At 59.9% G+C, this 16,299-nt stretch carries 15 protein-coding genes; 5 read left to right on the top strand and 10 right to left on the bottom strand.

The features are described from left to right. Positions 1–113: 113 nt before the first annotated feature. Genes IC37_RS17885 through IC37_RS17870 form a run of 4 tightly spaced genes read right to left on the bottom strand, consistent with a single transcriptional unit; the run spans position 114 to position 3,269 of the window. Complete coding sequence (locus IC37_RS17885; RefSeq protein WP_030129096.1) at positions 114–857, bottom strand: hypothetical protein; 744 nt, start codon at positions 855–857, stop codon at positions 114–116. A gap of 3 nt (positions 858–860) precedes the next feature. Beyond that, the gene (gene lpoB, locus IC37_RS17880) at positions 861–1,448 is read right to left on the bottom strand and encodes a penicillin-binding protein activator LpoB (protein ID WP_007899345.1); all 588 of its coding nucleotides are present in this window, start codon (positions 1,446–1,448) and stop codon (positions 861–863) included. A gap of 39 nt (positions 1,449–1,487) precedes the next feature. After that, entirely contained in the window at positions 1,488–1,859 is a 372-nt protein-coding gene (locus tag IC37_RS17875; RefSeq protein ID WP_030129095.1) for a YcfL family protein, read from the bottom strand. Positions 1,860–1,874: 15 nt separating this feature from the next. Next, positions 1,875–3,269, bottom strand: a complete 1,395-nt coding sequence (locus IC37_RS17870; RefSeq protein WP_030129094.1) for a COG3014 family protein — start codon at positions 3,267–3,269, stop codon at positions 1,875–1,877. A 327-nt stretch (positions 3,270–3,596) separates the two neighbouring features. Between IC37_RS17870 and IC37_RS17865 the strand changes: the two genes are divergently transcribed. After that, on the top strand, positions 3,597–5,495 hold the full coding sequence (locus tag IC37_RS17865) for an FTR1 family protein (RefSeq protein WP_030129093.1): 1,899 nt from the start codon (positions 3,597–3,599) through the stop codon (positions 5,493–5,495). A 106-nt stretch (positions 5,496–5,601) separates the two neighbouring features. Continuing rightward, positions 5,602–6,057, top strand: a complete 456-nt coding sequence (locus IC37_RS17860; protein ID WP_008076086.1) for a YaiI/YqxD family protein — start codon at positions 5,602–5,604, stop codon at positions 6,055–6,057. A gap of 116 nt (positions 6,058–6,173) precedes the next feature. Here IC37_RS17860 and elbB read toward each other — a convergent pair whose 3' ends face one another. After that, complete coding sequence (gene elbB, locus IC37_RS17850; protein ID WP_030129092.1) at positions 6,174–6,842, bottom strand: isoprenoid biosynthesis glyoxalase ElbB; 669 nt, start codon at positions 6,840–6,842, stop codon at positions 6,174–6,176. Positions 6,843–6,956: 114 nt separating this feature from the next. Here elbB and IC37_RS17845 point away from each other — a divergent pair, with 114 nt between their 5' ends. Next, a complete protein-coding gene (locus IC37_RS17845) occupies positions 6,957–8,192 on the top strand; it encodes a sterol desaturase family protein (RefSeq protein WP_030129091.1) in 1,236 nt (411 codons plus the stop codon). Here the strand turns inward: IC37_RS17845 and IC37_RS17840 are convergent. After that, entirely contained in the window at positions 8,173–8,805 is a 633-nt protein-coding gene (locus IC37_RS17840; RefSeq protein WP_008076083.1) for a DedA family protein, read from the bottom strand. The two genes, IC37_RS17845 and IC37_RS17840, sit on opposite strands and share 20 nt — an antisense overlap. Positions 8,806–9,066: 261 nt before the next feature. Here IC37_RS17840 and hemB point away from each other — a divergent pair, with 261 nt between their 5' ends. Then, on the top strand, positions 9,067–10,080 hold the full coding sequence (gene hemB, locus IC37_RS17835; RefSeq protein ID WP_030129090.1) for a porphobilinogen synthase: 1,014 nt from the start codon (positions 9,067–9,069) through the stop codon (positions 10,078–10,080). An 18-nt stretch (positions 10,081–10,098) separates the two neighbouring features. Beyond that, a complete protein-coding gene (gene ppk1 / locus IC37_RS17830) occupies positions 10,099–12,321 on the top strand; it encodes a polyphosphate kinase 1 (protein WP_030129089.1) in 2,223 nt (740 codons plus the stop codon). Between the two features lie 173 nt (positions 12,322–12,494). On the opposite strand, the gene ppx is transcribed toward ppk1, so the two are convergent. The 4 genes from ppx to IC37_RS17810 all read right to left on the bottom strand — a co-directional run bounded on the left by ppx (position 12,495) and on the right by IC37_RS17810 (position 16,293). Then, positions 12,495–13,997 carry an exopolyphosphatase gene (ppx, locus tag IC37_RS17825; protein WP_030129088.1) on the bottom strand — a complete coding sequence of 501 codons (1,503 nt, stop codon included), beginning with the start codon at positions 13,995–13,997 and terminating at the stop codon, positions 12,495–12,497. A gap of 244 nt (positions 13,998–14,241) precedes the next feature. Then, positions 14,242–14,979, bottom strand: a complete 738-nt coding sequence (locus IC37_RS17820) for an amino acid ABC transporter ATP-binding protein (RefSeq protein WP_030129087.1) — start codon at positions 14,977–14,979, stop codon at positions 14,242–14,244. Further along, a complete protein-coding gene (locus IC37_RS17815; protein WP_030129086.1) occupies positions 14,966–15,616 on the bottom strand; it encodes an amino acid ABC transporter permease in 651 nt (216 codons plus the stop codon). Before IC37_RS17815 ends, IC37_RS17820 begins: the two co-directional genes overlap by 14 nt. Then, on the bottom strand, positions 15,613–16,293 hold the full coding sequence (locus IC37_RS17810) for an amino acid ABC transporter permease (RefSeq protein ID WP_030129085.1): 681 nt from the start codon (positions 16,291–16,293) through the stop codon (positions 15,613–15,615). Before IC37_RS17810 ends, IC37_RS17815 begins: the two co-directional genes overlap by 4 nt. Between the last annotated feature and the right edge of the window lie 6 nt (positions 16,294–16,299).

Here is a 16,299-nt window from a genome sequence, read left to right as displayed (position 1 = left end):
TCCCATGCTCTGCGTGGGAGCCTCAACGGAGGCTCCGCGTTCGGCTCTTTGGGACGCAGAGCGTCCCTGGCTTCTGCATTCCCACGCGGAGCGTGGGAACGATCAGAGCCTACTCAGTGCAGAATCACCGGCGCCGTATCCCGCGGCAGGTTATTGCGCAACGGGGCTTGTCCCGGCTGCTCATAGCCACCGCCGCCGAGCTGTTGGCTCAGTTGCGCAGCCACATCTTCACCCAGCGCCTTGGACACATCGCGCACTACCCGTGGGCGGTTCAGCGAAATCCTGATATCCCGCCCATTCACCAGTTTGGTGTCCTGACCTTCGCCCATCGCCGTGAAGGCCGAGGTGATTTCAAAGGTCTTGGTGTTGATCAGACTGAAATCCGCCACCAGCGTCAGCCCCAGCACTGCCGAATAGCTGTCGGTGTTGGCCAGCTCGGTCGTGTCGCGGGTGAAATCGATGTCTGACACGGTGCCGAACAGCACGTAGTCGGCACCCTTGAAGCTACCGGCCTTGATGCGCTTGATCACGTCATACACGTCACCTTTGGACGATGCTGTATAAGGCGTGCCCTGCACCAGCTGAAACATACCGGTGCGCAGAATCTCGCCCTTGATGTCGCCGGTGAATTTACGCAGCTCGCCTTGTTCGATGTAGCTGCTGGTCGCTTCGATCTCGTTGTAACTCGAAGAGCCGCTGGCGCCGTAGTAACTCTGGCTGTGGTTGCTCTGTGCCGAAACGATGTGGATGTATTGCTCCACTCGCTCCTGGTACGCCAGATCCGTCACCGCGACTTTCGGGGCCGCTTGCACGCTGAACGCACAAGCCAGGGCCATCATGCCAATCCATGCGCGCATCGCTTAACGCTCCGTGGTTTTGCGGATCTCTTTTTCGTCCATCCATTCGGCCAGACCGCTTTCAACGTCGATCAACTGCAGGCTGAATTTGTAGAAGACGTCCTTGTAGTCGCTGCTGCGCTTGACGATCGAGCTGATCGAACCTTCGATGCGATACTGGGCAGCGATCATGTTGCCAGTCTTGGCCACAGTGCTCTTCTTGTACAAACCGCTCTGGTTTTGCAGCTTGAGCTGGTCAACCTGGCTCTGCATCGCAGTGTTGTCGCTGGCGAAGCGGGCGACGCCGGTCTTCATCAGCTGAGTCTTGATGCTGGTGGTGATTTCGCGGGTATCGATGTACTCGCTGGTCTTGTTCTTCACATCGTAAACCTGAACCACCGGGCGACCTTGCAGGATGCCGGACTGGGCCAGGGAACGGGTCATGGATTCAGCGATCATTTGCAGGTCGGTGGAGCCGAACTCATTGGTCACGGTTTCCACGGCTTTGGTGTCGCCGTAGCTGATGTTTTTGCTGCCCAGCGTTGGCGAAGTGTTGGCGCAACCGCTGGCCAGGAGGGCGATGACGGCGATGAACGAAAAGCGTGCAAACATGGGAATGCTCTCTAAAACTGAACGAATAGGGTGTCGGGCTTAAGGCGTTTTGATTTCCAGACGGAAATCCACGGCTTTGGCGGTTGGCGCAATGGCCTGAATGAAACTGGTCTGCTCGCCGTACATCATCTGGCTTTTCCAGGTTTCCTCTTCGGCAACCGGGAAGCCTTCAGGGCCGAGCCAGGCAAAACGGTAGTAGAAGGTTTTGTTGTTGTAGCTGGTGTTGCTCAGCTGCGTATTGACCGTCATGAAGCCGTTTTCCCGGGCTACGCGCATGGCGCCGACCACGATGTTCTTGAGTTTGCCCATGGCCACGACCTTGCTGGCAGCGCTGCCTGGCTCCGGCGGTGGCGGGGTCGCGCAGCCAGCCAGCAAGGCCAGGGCGACGACAGCGATGAATTTGAAGCGCATGCAAAGACTCCGTTCTTAAGGTTGTTTGAGGCTGGCCACGGCGGTCGGGTTGGCGCTCGGGATCACGTGCGCAGCCACGCCGCTGGCGAATACTTGATTGCCCACGGCGCGCAGGGTGATGACCTGAAAGCGCTGATCGACGGTGACCTTGACCACCGAGCCGCCCACGGCGCTCGGCAGCGTGACGCTATGCTCGCCTTTCTTCAAACGCAGACGCACCACCTGAGTGTTGTCCGGCAGCGTGCGCCACGTACGGGTATCGGCACCTTCGAGTACGGCTGAAGTAATACCGACTGCAAGACCCGCCAGCGGGTTGGTTTCGTTGATCTGCTTCTGTGCCACACCACGAGTGATCGCCCGCACGGTGGTGCGCAGGATGATGCCCGGCATGTCATCACGCAGCGCGCGACGGGACATGGCAGTGGTGCTGTTGAGTTGGGTCAGGTCCAGCTGCTGACCGTCCACTCCGATCTGGGCGAAGGCGGCAGTGGAGGTATCCGGTTTGATGATCGGGAACGACAGCGGCGTGATCACCACGTTGTTGCTGATCGGCAACGGCAGCGGAATGCGGATCGAATCACGGGACGGCGCCAGACCGCTTTGCACGACGATCAGGATGTCGCTGTTCTCGTCCTTGACGGGTTTGTCGAGATTCACCAGTGCCTGTTCCAGCAGCGGCGTGTTCGGACGCAGTTCGGCGGCCTTGCGATAACCCGGCGCCGCCAGATCTTTCTCACCCAGGGCTTCGTAGACGAAACCGGCCAGATAATGGCTGAACGCACTCTGATAGCTGTTTTTCAGGCTGACCACTTCCGGCGCGTCGAGGCTGGCCACCGGGTAACCCTGAAGATCCTTGTACTGGGTTTTGACGCCTTCTTTCTCGGCTTGCTCTTCGCTCTTGAGGTATTCCTTGTCACGCAGGTCGGCGATCACCGCTTCACGTTCGTGAGTCTTCTTGATCGCAGTGCGCGCGCCGTCGAAATCGTTTACCGCCAGCAGGTTGAGGGCCATCTGCGTGGTCAGCATGACTTTTTCGTAGTCATAGCCTTCGTAACGACGGACCTTGTCGTTGACCAGGAAGCTACCGAATTGAGCCAGGTACTTGGCGCTGTCGAGCTTGACCGCGTCTTCCCACTTGCCCACTACCTGATCGGCACTGGTCCAGGCGTTCTGGCTACCGGACAAATCGCCCTTGGCGCGCAACAGTTCGCCCTTCTCGAAGTAATAGAGCAGGTCTTTGTCTTTGCTGGTGTTGTTCTTTTCCAGCAGGGTCAATGCGGCGTCGACGTTGCCTGAAGCCAGTTGCTGGTTGGTTTGTGCAAGTTCCGAGTCGTAGTTACGAAAGGCCGAGCAGCCGGAAAGCAACGTGACGGCGCTGAGCGCGATCAAGGTTGGGGCACGGAATGCCATAGGGGTACATCTTCCCTGAAGATAAGCAGCCGCGTGCTGGTCGGGCTGTTGGGACCTATCGGCAGGGAGACAGGCGTCCTGCCAATTCCTCATAAAAAGAGGAGCTTAAATGCCGAATCGCAATAACGACGGCGAGGCATTATAGACAGGGATGATGGCTATGTAATGGCTTTTTAACTCCATATGTTCAGAGCGATGCCATTACTTGTTGAAAGCCTGAAGCAACCGATTGTGGGTCCCACCGCAAAAACCAACACAACAAAGCTTGAGTGAAACTCATTGGAAGTGAACAATGTGTTACTTCGTATTTCCATTTGAGATTTATTCATGATTGCCTCCTCTCGTTTTCTGGCGTGGCTCGTGCTGCCGATGATCGCGTTCTGCAGCTTCAATGCGCTGGCCGAAACCGCAGAAGGTGCGCCCAAGGCCCTGCATTTGCTCGATTACATTGGCGCCGATTACCCGGCGACGGTCGAGGCGGGCAAAGTCATCGATGAGTCCGAGTACCGCGAACAGCAGGAATTCCTGAAGGTTCTGCACGGCTTGATCGCCGATTTGCCGGCCAAACCCGAGCGCGCGGAGCTGGAGCAGGGCGTCAGCAGCCTTGGCGCTGCGATCACCGCGCGTAAGGACGGCGCGGATGTCGCCCGTCAGGCGCGGCAACTGGGGGCAAAACTGGCGGTGACCTATGAAGTCAGCCAGGCTCCGGTCATCACCCCGGACCCGACTCGCGGCGCGCCGCTGTATGCCCAGCAATGTTCGGTGTGCCATGGCGATGCGGGCGCTGGTGATGGCCCGGCAGGTGTCGGTATGACGCCACCGCCGGCCAATCTGCGCGATGCCGTGCGACTGGACCGTCTGAGCCTCTACGCGATCTACAACACGCTGGGCATGGGCGTCGAAGGTACCGACATGCCGGCCTTCGCCGATCAGCTGGATGATCGTCAACGTTGGGACCTGGCGACCTATATCGCCAGCTTCAGTGCCGATCCGGCCGCGGCAAAATCCGGGAAAACCTACAACATCGCCGACCTGGCACGTCAGACGCCAGCCGAAGTGCAGGCCGCCGAAGGTCCGCAAGCGGCCGCGACCTTCCGAGCGCAACGGGCGCAACCGCCGCAGGTCAAGCGTGGCCCGGGGCAGCTGCTTGATTACACGGCCGCCACGTTGGACAAGAGCATCGCGGCCTACCGCGCCGGCGATCACGATCAGGCCTATGACCTGTCGGTGGCGGCGTACCTGGAAGGCTTCGAGCTGGTCGAAAGCTCCCTGGACAATGTCGACGCCAACGTGCGCAAAGACACCGAGAAGTCCCTGATGGCTTACCGTCAGTCATTGCAGGACGGTTTGCCGGTGGCCCAGGCCGAGGAGCGTCTGGAGGCGGCCAAGGCCAAATTGAAAGAGTCCGCTGGCTTGCTTGGCAGTGATGGCTTGAGCTGGTCGCTGAGCTACATTTCCGGTCTGTTGATTCTGTTGCGAGAAGGTCTGGAAGCGATTCTGGTGCTCGCGGCGATCCTCGCGTTCCTGCGCAATACCGGTCAGCAATCGGCGGTGCGCAGCGTCAACATCGGTTGGGGCCTGGCGCTGCTGGCCGGGCTGGCGACTTGGGCGGTGGCGGCATATGTGATCGACGTCAGCGGTGCCCAGCGTGAACTGCTGGAAGGCGCGACGGCGTTGTTTGCCAGTGTCATGGTGCTCTGGCTCGGGGTGTGGATGCACGACCGTCGCCACGCAGCGGCCTGGCAGGATTACATCAAGAGCAGCCTGGTGAGCGGCGGCGGGCGTTTCGGGTTTGCGATCCTGGCGTTCTTCTCGGTGTATCGCGAACTGTTCGAAGTGATCCTGTTTTACGAAACCCTGTGGTTACAGGCCGGGCCGGCAGGGCACAACGCCGTAATGGCGGGCGGGGCGACGGCGCTGGTTATGCTGGTCGGTCTGGCCTGGGTGATTTTGCGCGGCTCGGCGAAACTGCCGCTGGCGTTGTTCTTCGGCATCAATGCCGGGCTGCTCTGCGCGTTGTCGGTGGTGTTTGCCGGCCATGGCGTGAAGGCGTTGCAGGAAGCCGGGATCTTCGGCACGCGGCCGGTGCCGTTCTTTGACTTCGACTGGCTGGGGATTCACGCTGATGCGTATTCGCTGAGTGCTCAGGCCGTGGCGATCATTGCGATCATCGTGCTGTACAGCCGTAGCCGGATGGCCGAGAAGCGGCGGGTGTCGGTTTCTTAAAGCATTCGCTGCGCTCATATTCGCGGGCAAGCCCGCTCCCACAGGTTCAGCGCTAACCTTGTGGGAGCGGGCTTGCCCGCGATGTTTTTCAACAGAGGAAAATAATATGCGCGTGTGGATCGATGCCGACGCTTGCCCGCGGGCAGCCAAGGATCTGGTGGTGAAGTTCGCCCTCAAGCGCCAGTTCGAAGTGGTGCTGGTGGCCGGTCAGCCACAGATCAAACCGGGCCTCGCCCTGGTGAAGCTGATCGTGGTGCCCAGCGGCCCGGATGCCGCCGACGATTATCTGGTGGAACACGCGGTGCCAGGTGAATTGGTGATTTGCAGCGATGTGCCGCTGGCAGACCGGCTAGTGAAGAAGGGCGTTGCGGCGCTGGACCCACGGGGCAAGGAGTTCGATGCGCAGAACATGGGCGATCGACTGGCGGTGCGTAACCTGTTCACCGATCTGCGCGAGCAGGGTCAGATGAGCGGCGGACCGGCACCGTTCGGCGAGCGTGAGAAGCAGGCGTTCGCCAATGCGCTGGACCGGATACTTACCCGGTTGTCCCGCAAGTCTTAAGCCATGTATTGAACCCTGTGGGAGCGGGCTTGCTCGCGAAAGCGGTGTATCAGCCAACATCAATGTTGAATGTCAGTCAGTCTTCGCGAGCAAGCCCGCTCCCACATTGAGCAGTGTTACTCGTCGTTTTCGTGGGTCAGTTCCAGTACGCGGTCGACCAGTTTGTTGATGCCGGAAGCGGCCTCGCTGATCGATTGCGCCAGCATGTACGCCGGAGTGCTCACCAGCTTGCGAGCCTTGTCTTCGACAATGTCGGTTACCGCGCACTCGGCATGGGTGGCGCCCATCTTGTTCATCGTAGCGGCGGTATCGGCATCGTTGCCGATGGTGCAGGTCACACCCGGGCCGTAGATCTTTGCGGCCAGGGCCGGTGAGATGCAGATCAGCCCCACCGGTTTGCCGGCTTCGGCGAACGCTTCGGTCAACGCCAGGACGTCAGGCTGAACGCTGCAACCTGCGCCTTCGACGGCAAAGTTCGACAGGTTCTTGGCTGATCCAAACCCGCCAGGAACGATCAGGGCATCGAAGTCTTCGACGCTGGCCTCACGGATATCCTTGATGTTGCCCCGGGCGATCCGCGCCGATTCCACCAGCACGTTGCGCGACTCGGGCATTTCTTCGCCGGTCAGGTGGTTGATCACGTGCAACTGCGCGATATCGGGTGCGAAACACTGCACTTGGGCACCGCGTTGGTCCAGCCGCAACAGGGTGATCACGCTTTCGTGGATCTCGGCGCCGTCGTACACGCCGCAGCCGGAAAGGATCACTGCAATTTTTTTGCTCATGGGCTTTTCTCCAGATTCATGGCGTTAAATGTCCACTAATTTGTCACTCGTTGCCATAGGGTTAATTCGCGGCTACACCTAATCTCTGCTGAACGATTCTGATCAGGTCGCGTCATGAACTTCATTCTGTATGCGGTGCCGTTTTTCTTTGTGCTGATTGCGGTCGAGTTGCTGGCCGACCGTTGGCGCGGGGTGAGCAATTACCGCGTGGCAGACGCGATCAACAGCGTCAGCACTGGCGTGCTGTCGACTACCACGGGCCTGTTGACCAAAGGCATCGGCCTGGTGACTTATGCTTTCGCCCTGAAGCACCTGGCCTTGATCGAGCTGTCGGCCGACAGCGTCTGGGTCTGGGTGTTTGCTTTCGTCTTCTACGACTTCTGCTACTACTGGCTGCACCGCATGGGCCACGAACGCAACATCCTCTGGGCCGCCCACTCGGTGCATCACCAGAGCGAGGATTACAACCTCTCCACGGCCTTGCGCCAGACCAGCACCGGCTTTCTGCTGAGCTGGATTTTCTATCTGCCCCTGGCTGTGCTCGGCGTGCCGCTGGTGGTATTCGTCAGCGTTGCGGCGCTGAATCTGCTGTACCAATTCTGGGTGCATACCCGGCACATTCCCAAGCTCGGCTGGTTCGAATGGTTCTTCGTCACGCCGTCCAATCATCGGGCTCACCATGCACAGAATGCTCTCTACATGGATCGCAACTACGGCGGGGTGTTCATTATTTGGGACCGTCTATTTGGTTCGTTCCAGGAAGAGGACGACAACGAACCGGTGATTTTCGGCGTGACCACGCCGCTGGCGAGCTGGAATCCATTGTGGGCGAACGTGCAGTTCTATGCGCAGCTATGGGATGACGCTCGGCGCGCCGAAAACTGGTGGGACAAGCTGCGGATCTGGTTCATGCGCACCGGTTGGCGACCGGCGGATGTGGCGGCCAGATACCCGATGAGCAAACCGGACCTGAGCCAGTTCCGCAAATTCGAGGTGCCGCTGGACGGGCGCCAGCAGTGGTATGTGGCGCTGCAATTTTGTGTCTATATCGCCTTGGGCAGTTACTTGATGAACCTGGAACAGAGCCTGCCGACGTCGGCCCTGGTGTTGGGCTGGGGTGCCGTGGCACTGGGGCTGTTTGTGTTGGGCATGGCCCTGGAAAATCGCCCGCAGGCGTTGAAGCTGGAGCTGTTGCGTCTGGCATCGAACCTGCCGCTGGTGTGGCTGGCGCCGATGGTCGGGCTATGGCCGGGCAGCGCGGTGGGCTGGGTAGGGTTGCTCAGTTACAGCCTGCTCAGCGGCATCGGTCTCTACTGTTGTAGAAACCGCTTCACTCGATGGGCGTCGTAGGTTCGCTGGATTTGGCCTGTTCGGCTTTCAACGCTTGCTCGTCGGCGTAGATCTTCTTCGCCAGACGGGCATTCTTGAAGCGCCGCCGCAGCCACAGGCAAAAACCCAGTACCAGCAGGGCGCCCAGCACCCACAGCTCATATTTCTTGACGCTGCCCAGCATGCCTTCGAGCACTGCGCCGAAGTGATAGGCGGCGGAAGCCAGCGCGGCGGCCCAGATGGCTGCGCCAATTCCGTTGAGCAGCAGATAACGTCCCGGCGGATAGCCCGACAGACCGATCGCCACTGGCATCACGGTGCGCAGTCCATAGACAAAGCGGAAGCTCAGCACCCAGATGTCCGGGTGCTTGCGGATATGTTCCAGCGCCCGATCACCCATCAGTTGCCAGCGCGGTTTGCGCGCCAGCAATTTGCGCCCGTGCTTGCGTCCCAGGAAGTACCACAGCTGATCGCCGGCATAACTGCCGAGGAATGCCACGAGCATCACCACCTTGATGTCCATGTATCCACGGAACGCAAGGAAGCCCGCGAGCACCAGGATGGTTTCGCCTTCGAAGAACGTGCCGAGAAAGAGGGCGAAGTAGCCGAATTCCTGAAGAAATTGTTGGAGCATTGTCTGGGTGCTGGCGAAATGAACGCGCAGCCTAACCCCTCGGACACATTCAGGAAAGTGTCAAAATGTGTCTCGACGTGAACATTTCCTACAAGGACAATGGAATGCGGCTACCTGTCACAGGGGTGCACAGGTGTCTCGTCCTGGAGTCACGTTCAGTTGAACAGTGACTTCAAGACGAGACACTTTTGTCATGTGTTCGTCATAATGGCCGCTTATAACTGTCACGCTCGCCCGCCAGCGCGGGCTCAGGAGTCTGCCGTGAGCTTTACCCCCGCCAACCGTTTGTTTCCTGCAACCCGCCTGCGTCGCAACCGTCGTGATGATTTCTCGCGTCGACTGGTCCGTGAAAACGTGTTGACCGTCGACGACCTGATCCTGCCGGTGTTCGTGCTGGACGGTGAAAACCGTCGCGAAGCGGTGGCCTCGATGCCGGGCGTCGAACGCCTGACCATCGACTTGTTGCTGGAAGAGGCGGCCAAGTGGGTCGAGCTGGGGATTCCGGCGCTGGCACTATTCCCGGTGACACCGCCGGAACTCAAATCCCTGGACGCCGCGCAAGCCTGGAACCCCAACGGCATCGCCCAGCGCGCCACCCGAGCATTGCGTGACCGGTTCCCGGAGTTGGGGGTGATCACCGACGTCGCTCTGGACCCGTTCACCACCCACGGTCAGGACGGCATTCTCGACGAAGAAGGCTACGTGCAGAACGACATTACCGTCGACGCACTGGTTAAACAGGCCCTGTCCCACGCCGAAGCCGGCGCTCAGGTGGTGGCCCCGTCGGACATGATGGACGGTCGCATTCAGGCGATCCGCGAAGCGCTGGAGCTGGCCGATCACGTCAACGTGCGGATCATGGCTTACTCGGCCAAATACGCCAGCGCCTATTACGGTCCGTTCCGCGATGCGGTGGGTTCGGCGCTGAACCTGGGCAAGGCCAACAAGGCCTCCTATCAGATGGACCCGGCCAACAGCAACGAAGCCCTGCACGAAGTGGCCGCGGACTTGTCAGAAGGTGCGGACATGGTCATGGTCAAGCCAGGCATGCCGTATCTGGACATCCTTTACCGGGTCAAAGAAGAATTCAAAGTGCCGACCTTTGTCTACCAGGTCAGCGGCGAATACGCCATGCACATGGCGGCAATCCAGAATGGCTGGTTGAGTGAAGGGGTTATCCTCGAATCCCTGACCGCTTTTAAACGTGCAGGCGCTGATGGCATCCTGACTTACTTTGCCGTCCGTGCCGCTCAATTGTTACGAGAGCAAAAATAGCCCTCCCAGGAACATTCGATGAATACCGAAGGACTCACTGAAGTTGCCGTAAAAGACGCTCAACCTGTGGTGGAGCAAATCGCCGAAACCCCGCCGGAGCTGGAACCTGCTCCACCCGCGGTGGTGGCCGAGCCCGTTGTTGCGGCGCCAGCGATTACCATACCCGGCCTGGATGACAGCAGCCTGTACATCCATCGTGAGCTCTCGCAACTGCAGTTCAACATCCGCGTGCTGGAACAGGCGCTGGATGAGTCCTACCCATTGCTGGAGCGACTGAAGTTTCTGCTGATTTTCTCCAGCAACCTGGACGAGTTCTTCGAGATTCGTGTGGCTGGCCTGAAGAAGCAGATCACCTTCGCCCGTGAACAGGCCGGCGCCGATGGCCTGCAACCGCACCAGGCCCTGGCCCGCATCAGCGAATTGGTGCACGGTCACGTTGATCGCCAGTACGCGATCCTCAACGACATTCTGTTGCCGGAGCTGGAAAAACATCAGGTCCGCTTCATCCGTCGGCGTCATTGGACCACCAAGATCAAGACCTGGGTGCGCCGCTATTTCCGCGACGAGATCGCGCCGATCATCACCCCGATTGGCCTCGACCCGACGCACCCGTTCCCGTTGCTGGTGAACAAGAGCCTGAACTTCATCGTCGAGCTCGAAGGCATCGACGCCTTCGGTCGCGATTCCGGCCTGGCGATCATCCCGGCACCACGCCTGCTGCCGCGCGTCATCAAGTTGCCGGAAGAAGTCGGCGGCCCGGGCGACAACTACGTGTTCCTGTCGTCGATGATCCACGCCCACGCCGATGACCTGTTCCAAGGCATGAAGGTCAAGGGCTGCTACCAGTTCCGCCTGACCCGAAACGCCGACCTCTCGGTCGACACCGAAGATGTAGAAGACCTGGCCCGCGCCCTGCGCGGCGAGTTGTTCTCCCGTCGTTACGGTGACGCGGTGCGCCTGGAAGTCGCCGACACCTGCCCGAAACAGCTGTCCGATTACCTGCTCAAACAGTTCAACCTGCACGAGACCGAGCTGTATCAGGTCAACGGCCCGGTCAACCTGACCCGGCTGTTCAGCATCACCGGTCTGGACAGTCATCCGGAGCTGCAATACACCCCGTTCACCCCGCAGATCCCGAAACTGCTGCAAAACAGCGAGAACATTTTCAGCGTGATCAGCAAGCAGGACATCCTGCTGCTGCACCCGTTCGAGTCGTTCACCCCGGTGGTCGACTTGCTGCGCCAGGCCGCCAAGGATCCGCACGTGTTGGCGGTTCGTCAGACGTTGTATCGCAGCGGCGCCAACTCGGAGATCGTCGATGCGCTGGTGGACGCCGCGCGTAACGGCAAGGAAGTGACGGCGGTGATCGAATTGCGTGCGCGGTTCGACGAAGAATCCAACCTGCAACTGGCCAGTCGTCTGCAAGCGGCCGGTGCGGTGGTGATTTACGGCGTGGTCGGCTTCAAGACCCACGCCAAGATGATGCTGATTCTGCGCCGCGAGGCTGGCGAGATTGTCCGCTACGCCCACTTGGGTACCGGCAACTATCACGCAGCCAACGCCCGCCTGTATACCGACTACAGCCTGCTGACCTCCGACGATGCTTTGTGCGAAGACGTCGGCAAACTGTTCAGCCAGTTGATCGGCATGGGTAAAACCCTGCGCATGAAGAAACTGTTGCACGCGCCGTTCACGTTGAAGAAGGGCATGCTCGACATGATTGCCCGGGAGACTCAGTTCGCCCTCGACGGCAAGCCAGCGCACATCATCGCCAAGTTCAACTCGTTGACCGATCCGAAGGTCATCCGCGCGTTGTACAAGGCCAGTCAGTCCGGGGTGCGTATCGATTTGGTGGTGCGTGGCATGTGCTGCCTGCGCCCGGGCATCGCCGGGGTTTCGCACAACATCCACGTGCGCTCGATCATCGGTCGTTTTCTGGAGCACACCCGGGTCTTCTACTTCCTCAATGGCGGCGAAGAGCAGATGTTCCTGTCCAGTGCCGACTGGATGGAACGCAACCTCGACAAGCGCGTCGAGACCTGCTTCCCGGTCGAGGGCAAGAAGCTGATTTTGCGGGTCAAGAAAGAGCTGGAGCTTTATCTGACCGATAACACCCACAGCTGGAGTTTGCAGTCGGACGGTCGCTACATCCGCAACACGCCGACCGGCAACCAGAACCCGCGCAGTGCCCAGGCAACCTTGCTTGAGCGTTTGGGCAGCCCGATTCTGGCTGTTCGTTAACGTAGATTCGGTTGATACAAAAAGGGCGATCCATATGGATCGCCCTTTTTTGTTCCCGCCCGAGCGGTGAATGACTTGTGGCGAGGGAGCTTGCTCCCGTTGGACTGCGTAGCAGTCCCTCTTTTTTGGGCCGCTTCGCAGCCCAGCGGGAGCAAGCTCCCTTGCCACAGGGTTTAGCGGGCGTTGAGCACGATGTCCACACGGGTGAGCCATTCCGCTTCGATGGCGAAGTCGGCCTGGGTCAGCTGGTTGTCGTCCAGCCAGTGCTCCGGAAACAACACATCCAGGCTGTCACCGTTGGCGTGCAGCACGACTTGTGGCATTTCCTGGGTGCCGCGGATGTGATGGAACAGAATCGCAAAACGCAGCAGCACGCACAGGCGAATCAGCCTGATGCCGTCATCGCCGAATTCGGCGAACTTGTCTTTGGGAATGTTGCGTCGGTGGCCCCGCACCAGCAGCGCGAGCATTTGCTGGTCTTCGCGGGAGAATCCGGCCAGGTCCGAGTGCTCGATCAGGTAGGCGCCGTGCTTGTGGTACTGATAGTGGGCGATGTCCAGACCCACTTCATGGACCTTGGCCGCCCAGCTCAGCAATTCGCGCCAGACACCGTCATTCAGGTCCCAGTCTTCGGCCACCTGATCGAAAGCGTGCAGTGCCTTGCGTTCGACCCTCGCGGCTTGTTCCAGGTCAACGTGGTAACGCTCCATCAGCGAGCTGAGGGTGCGCTCACGGACGTCTTCGTGATGATGACGGCCCAGCAGGTCATAGAGCACGCCTTCGCGCAGGGCGCCTTCACAGTGATCCATGCGCTGCAGTTCGAGGGAGTCGAAGATCGCTTCGAGAATCGCCAGCCCGGCGGGGAAGATCGCCCGACGGTCGGGCTTGATGCCTTCGAAATCGATTTTATCGACATCGCCGAATTTGAACAGCTTGCGCTTGAGCCAGGCCAGGCCTTCGGCATTCACTTCGCCAGTGCCATGCCCGCCGGCCTTCAGCGCCAGGCCAATGGCGCGAATGGTGCCCGAGGAGCCGATGGCTTCATCCCAGGTCAGGCGGTGCAGGGCGTGTTCGATGCTCATGATCTCCAACCGCGCCGCGGTGTACGCCTGGGCGTAACGGGCCGGGGTGATCTTGCCATCCTTGAAATAGCGCTGGGTGAAGCTGACGCAGCCCATTTGCAGGCTTTCGCGCAGCAGCGGTTCGAAGCGCTGGCCGATGATGAATTCAGTACTGCCGCCGCCGATGTCGGCCACCAGGCGCTTGCCCGGGGTGTCGGCGAGGGTGTGGGAGACGCCGAGGTAAATCAGACGCGCTTCTTCACGGCCGGAGATGACTTCTACCGGATGGCCAAGAATTTCTTCGGCGCGACGGATGAATTCGGCGCGGTTACGGGCTTCGCGCAGGGCGTTGGTGCCGACGATCCGCACGGTGCCGGGCGGCATACCGCTGATCAGTTGGGCGAAACGCTTCAGGCAATCGAGCCCGCGCTGCATGGATTCTTCGCTGAGTTGACGCTCTTCGTCGATGCCGGCGGCCAGCTGAACCTTCTCCCCGAGACGTTCGAGAATCCGGATTTCGCCGTTCTGGGCCTTGGCCACGACCATGTGAAAGCTGTTGGAGCCCAGGTCGATTGCGGCGATCAGGGACAGATTCTTGGCTTGGGATTGCGGCATGGTCAGGGGGTCTCGGTCGATAACCTCGACATCCTGCCACGATCAAACGCTGCCGCCAACGCGTAGGAGCTGTCGAAGGCTGCGATCTTTTACCACGGGACACTTGCGGCGTTGCGGATGGCCCCTTCGCGAGCAAGCCCGCTCCCACATTGGTTCGGTGTTGTTCGCAGGAATATAGGCAATGCAAAATCCCTGTGGGAGCGGGCTTGCTCGCGAAGACGGCCTGTCAGCCACTGAAAATCGCTCAGCCCACCGCCTCAACCGTCCCAATGAAATTCGCCAGCTCCGCCGTCTGCGGATTGGCAAACAATACCTTCGGATCCCCCACCTCATGCACCTTGCCATGATGCATGAACACCAATTTATCCCCCACCTCGCGGGCAAAGCGCATTTCATGGGTGACCATGATCAACGTCATGCCTTCCTTGGCCAGTTGCCGAACCACGCTCAGCACCTCATTGACCAGTTCCGGGTCGAGTGCCGAGGTTATTTCGTCACACAGCAGCACTTTCGGTGACATGGCCAACGCCCGAGCAATCGCCACCCGCTGTTGCTGGCCGCCAGACAGTCGATCCGGGAACGCATCAAACTTCTCCCCCAGCCCGACCCGCTCCAGCATCTGCCGCGCCAGTTCGGCGGCTTCGGCTTTCGGCACTTTCTGCACCACTTGCGGCGCGAGCATGACGTTTTCGCCAACGGTCAGGTGCGGAAACAGATTGAACTGCTGAAACACCATGCCGACTTTCTGCCGCAGGCTGCGCAAGTCAGCGCGGGCGGCGTCGAGGTATTCGCCATCGACTTCGATCACGCCGTCATTGATCGACTCCAGACCATTGAGGGTGCGCAGCAAAGTGGATTTGCCCGAGCCACTGCGGCCGATGATCGCCACCACCTGGCCTTCGTCGACACTCAGGTCGATGCCTTTGAGCACATGGTGGTCGCCGTAATATTTATGCAGGGCGGAAATTCTAAGCAGAGGCATGCAGTCTCCTTTCCAGGTAGCGCGCACTGAGGGACAAGGGATAGCAGAGCAGGAAGTAACCGAGCGCCACCAGGCCGTAGACCATGAAGGGCTCGAAGGTCGCGTTGGCGAGCATGCCGCCGGTCTTGGTCAGTTCGGTGAAGCCGATGATCGAGGTCACGGCGGTGCCTTTGACCACTTGCACCGAGAAGCCCACGGTAGGCGCCACGGCGATGCGCAGGGCTTGCGGCAGGATCACGTAACGCAATTGCTCCAGCGGATTGAGCGCCAGGCTCGACGAGGCTTCCCACTGGCCGTTGGGGATTGAGTCGACACAGCCGCGCCAGATCTCCGCGAGATAGGCGCTGGTGAACAGCGTCAGGGCAATCGCTGCGGCCATCCACGGTGAAATTTCCAAGCCGGCCAGCGCCACGCCGAAGAACACCAGAAACAGCTGCATCAATAGCGGTGTGCCCTGGAACAGTTCGATATAGGTGCGGGCGAAGTGGCTGGGCAGGGTTTTTTTTGAAATCCGCATCACCATGACCAGCAAACCGATCAGCCCACCGCCGATGAACGCCACCAGCGACAATGCCAGGGTCCATTGCAGGCCCGTGAGCAGGTTGCGCAGGATGTCCCAGAAAGTGAAATCGCTCATTGGCTGGTCCTTGCGCTGTTTCTTGATATAAACCGCCGGCCGATCCAGTTCAGCAATTGGCGGATCAGCAGCGCCATGCACAGGTAGATCAGTGTGGTCAGGGCATAGGTTTCAAAGGCGCGGAAGTTGCGCGATTGAATGAAGTTGGCGGCGAAGCTCAGCTCTTCGGTGGCAATCTGCGAACAGACCGCCGAGCCGAGCATCACGATGATGATCTGGCTGCTCAGGGCCGGCCAGACCTTGCCCAGCGCCGGCAACAGAACCACGTGGCGGAAGGCTTCGAAGCGAGACATCGCCAGGGCAGCTGCGGCTTCCAGCTGCCCGCGGGGGATCGCTTGAATGCCGGCGCGGATGATCTCGGTCGAATAGGCGCCAAGGTTGATCACCATCGCCAGCACCGCCGCCTGCCATTCGGAAATCTGCAGGCCCAGCGACGGCAAACCGAAGAAGATGAAAAACAACTGCACCAGGAATGGGGTGTTGCGGATCAACTCGACGTAAACCCCGAAAATGCCGGCGAACGGGCGGATGTTCCACGCCCGCACCAGTGCCCCGACGATACCCAGACCGACCCCGAGCACCGCGCCAATGGCCGTCAACTCAAGGGTGAACAGCGCACCGCGCAGCAGCAGGTCGGTGTTTTCCACCACCGGCAAGAAATCGAACTGATAAGCCATAAATCG

The sequence above is a fragment of the Pseudomonas sp. QTF5 genome, assembly GCF_000512695.2.
In the GTDB taxonomy this organism is placed as follows: Bacteria; Pseudomonadota; Gammaproteobacteria; order Pseudomonadales; family Pseudomonadaceae; genus Aquipseudomonas.
Note: the sequence above shows the minus strand (reverse complement) of the source record. Positions and strands in the feature narration are given on the sequence as shown.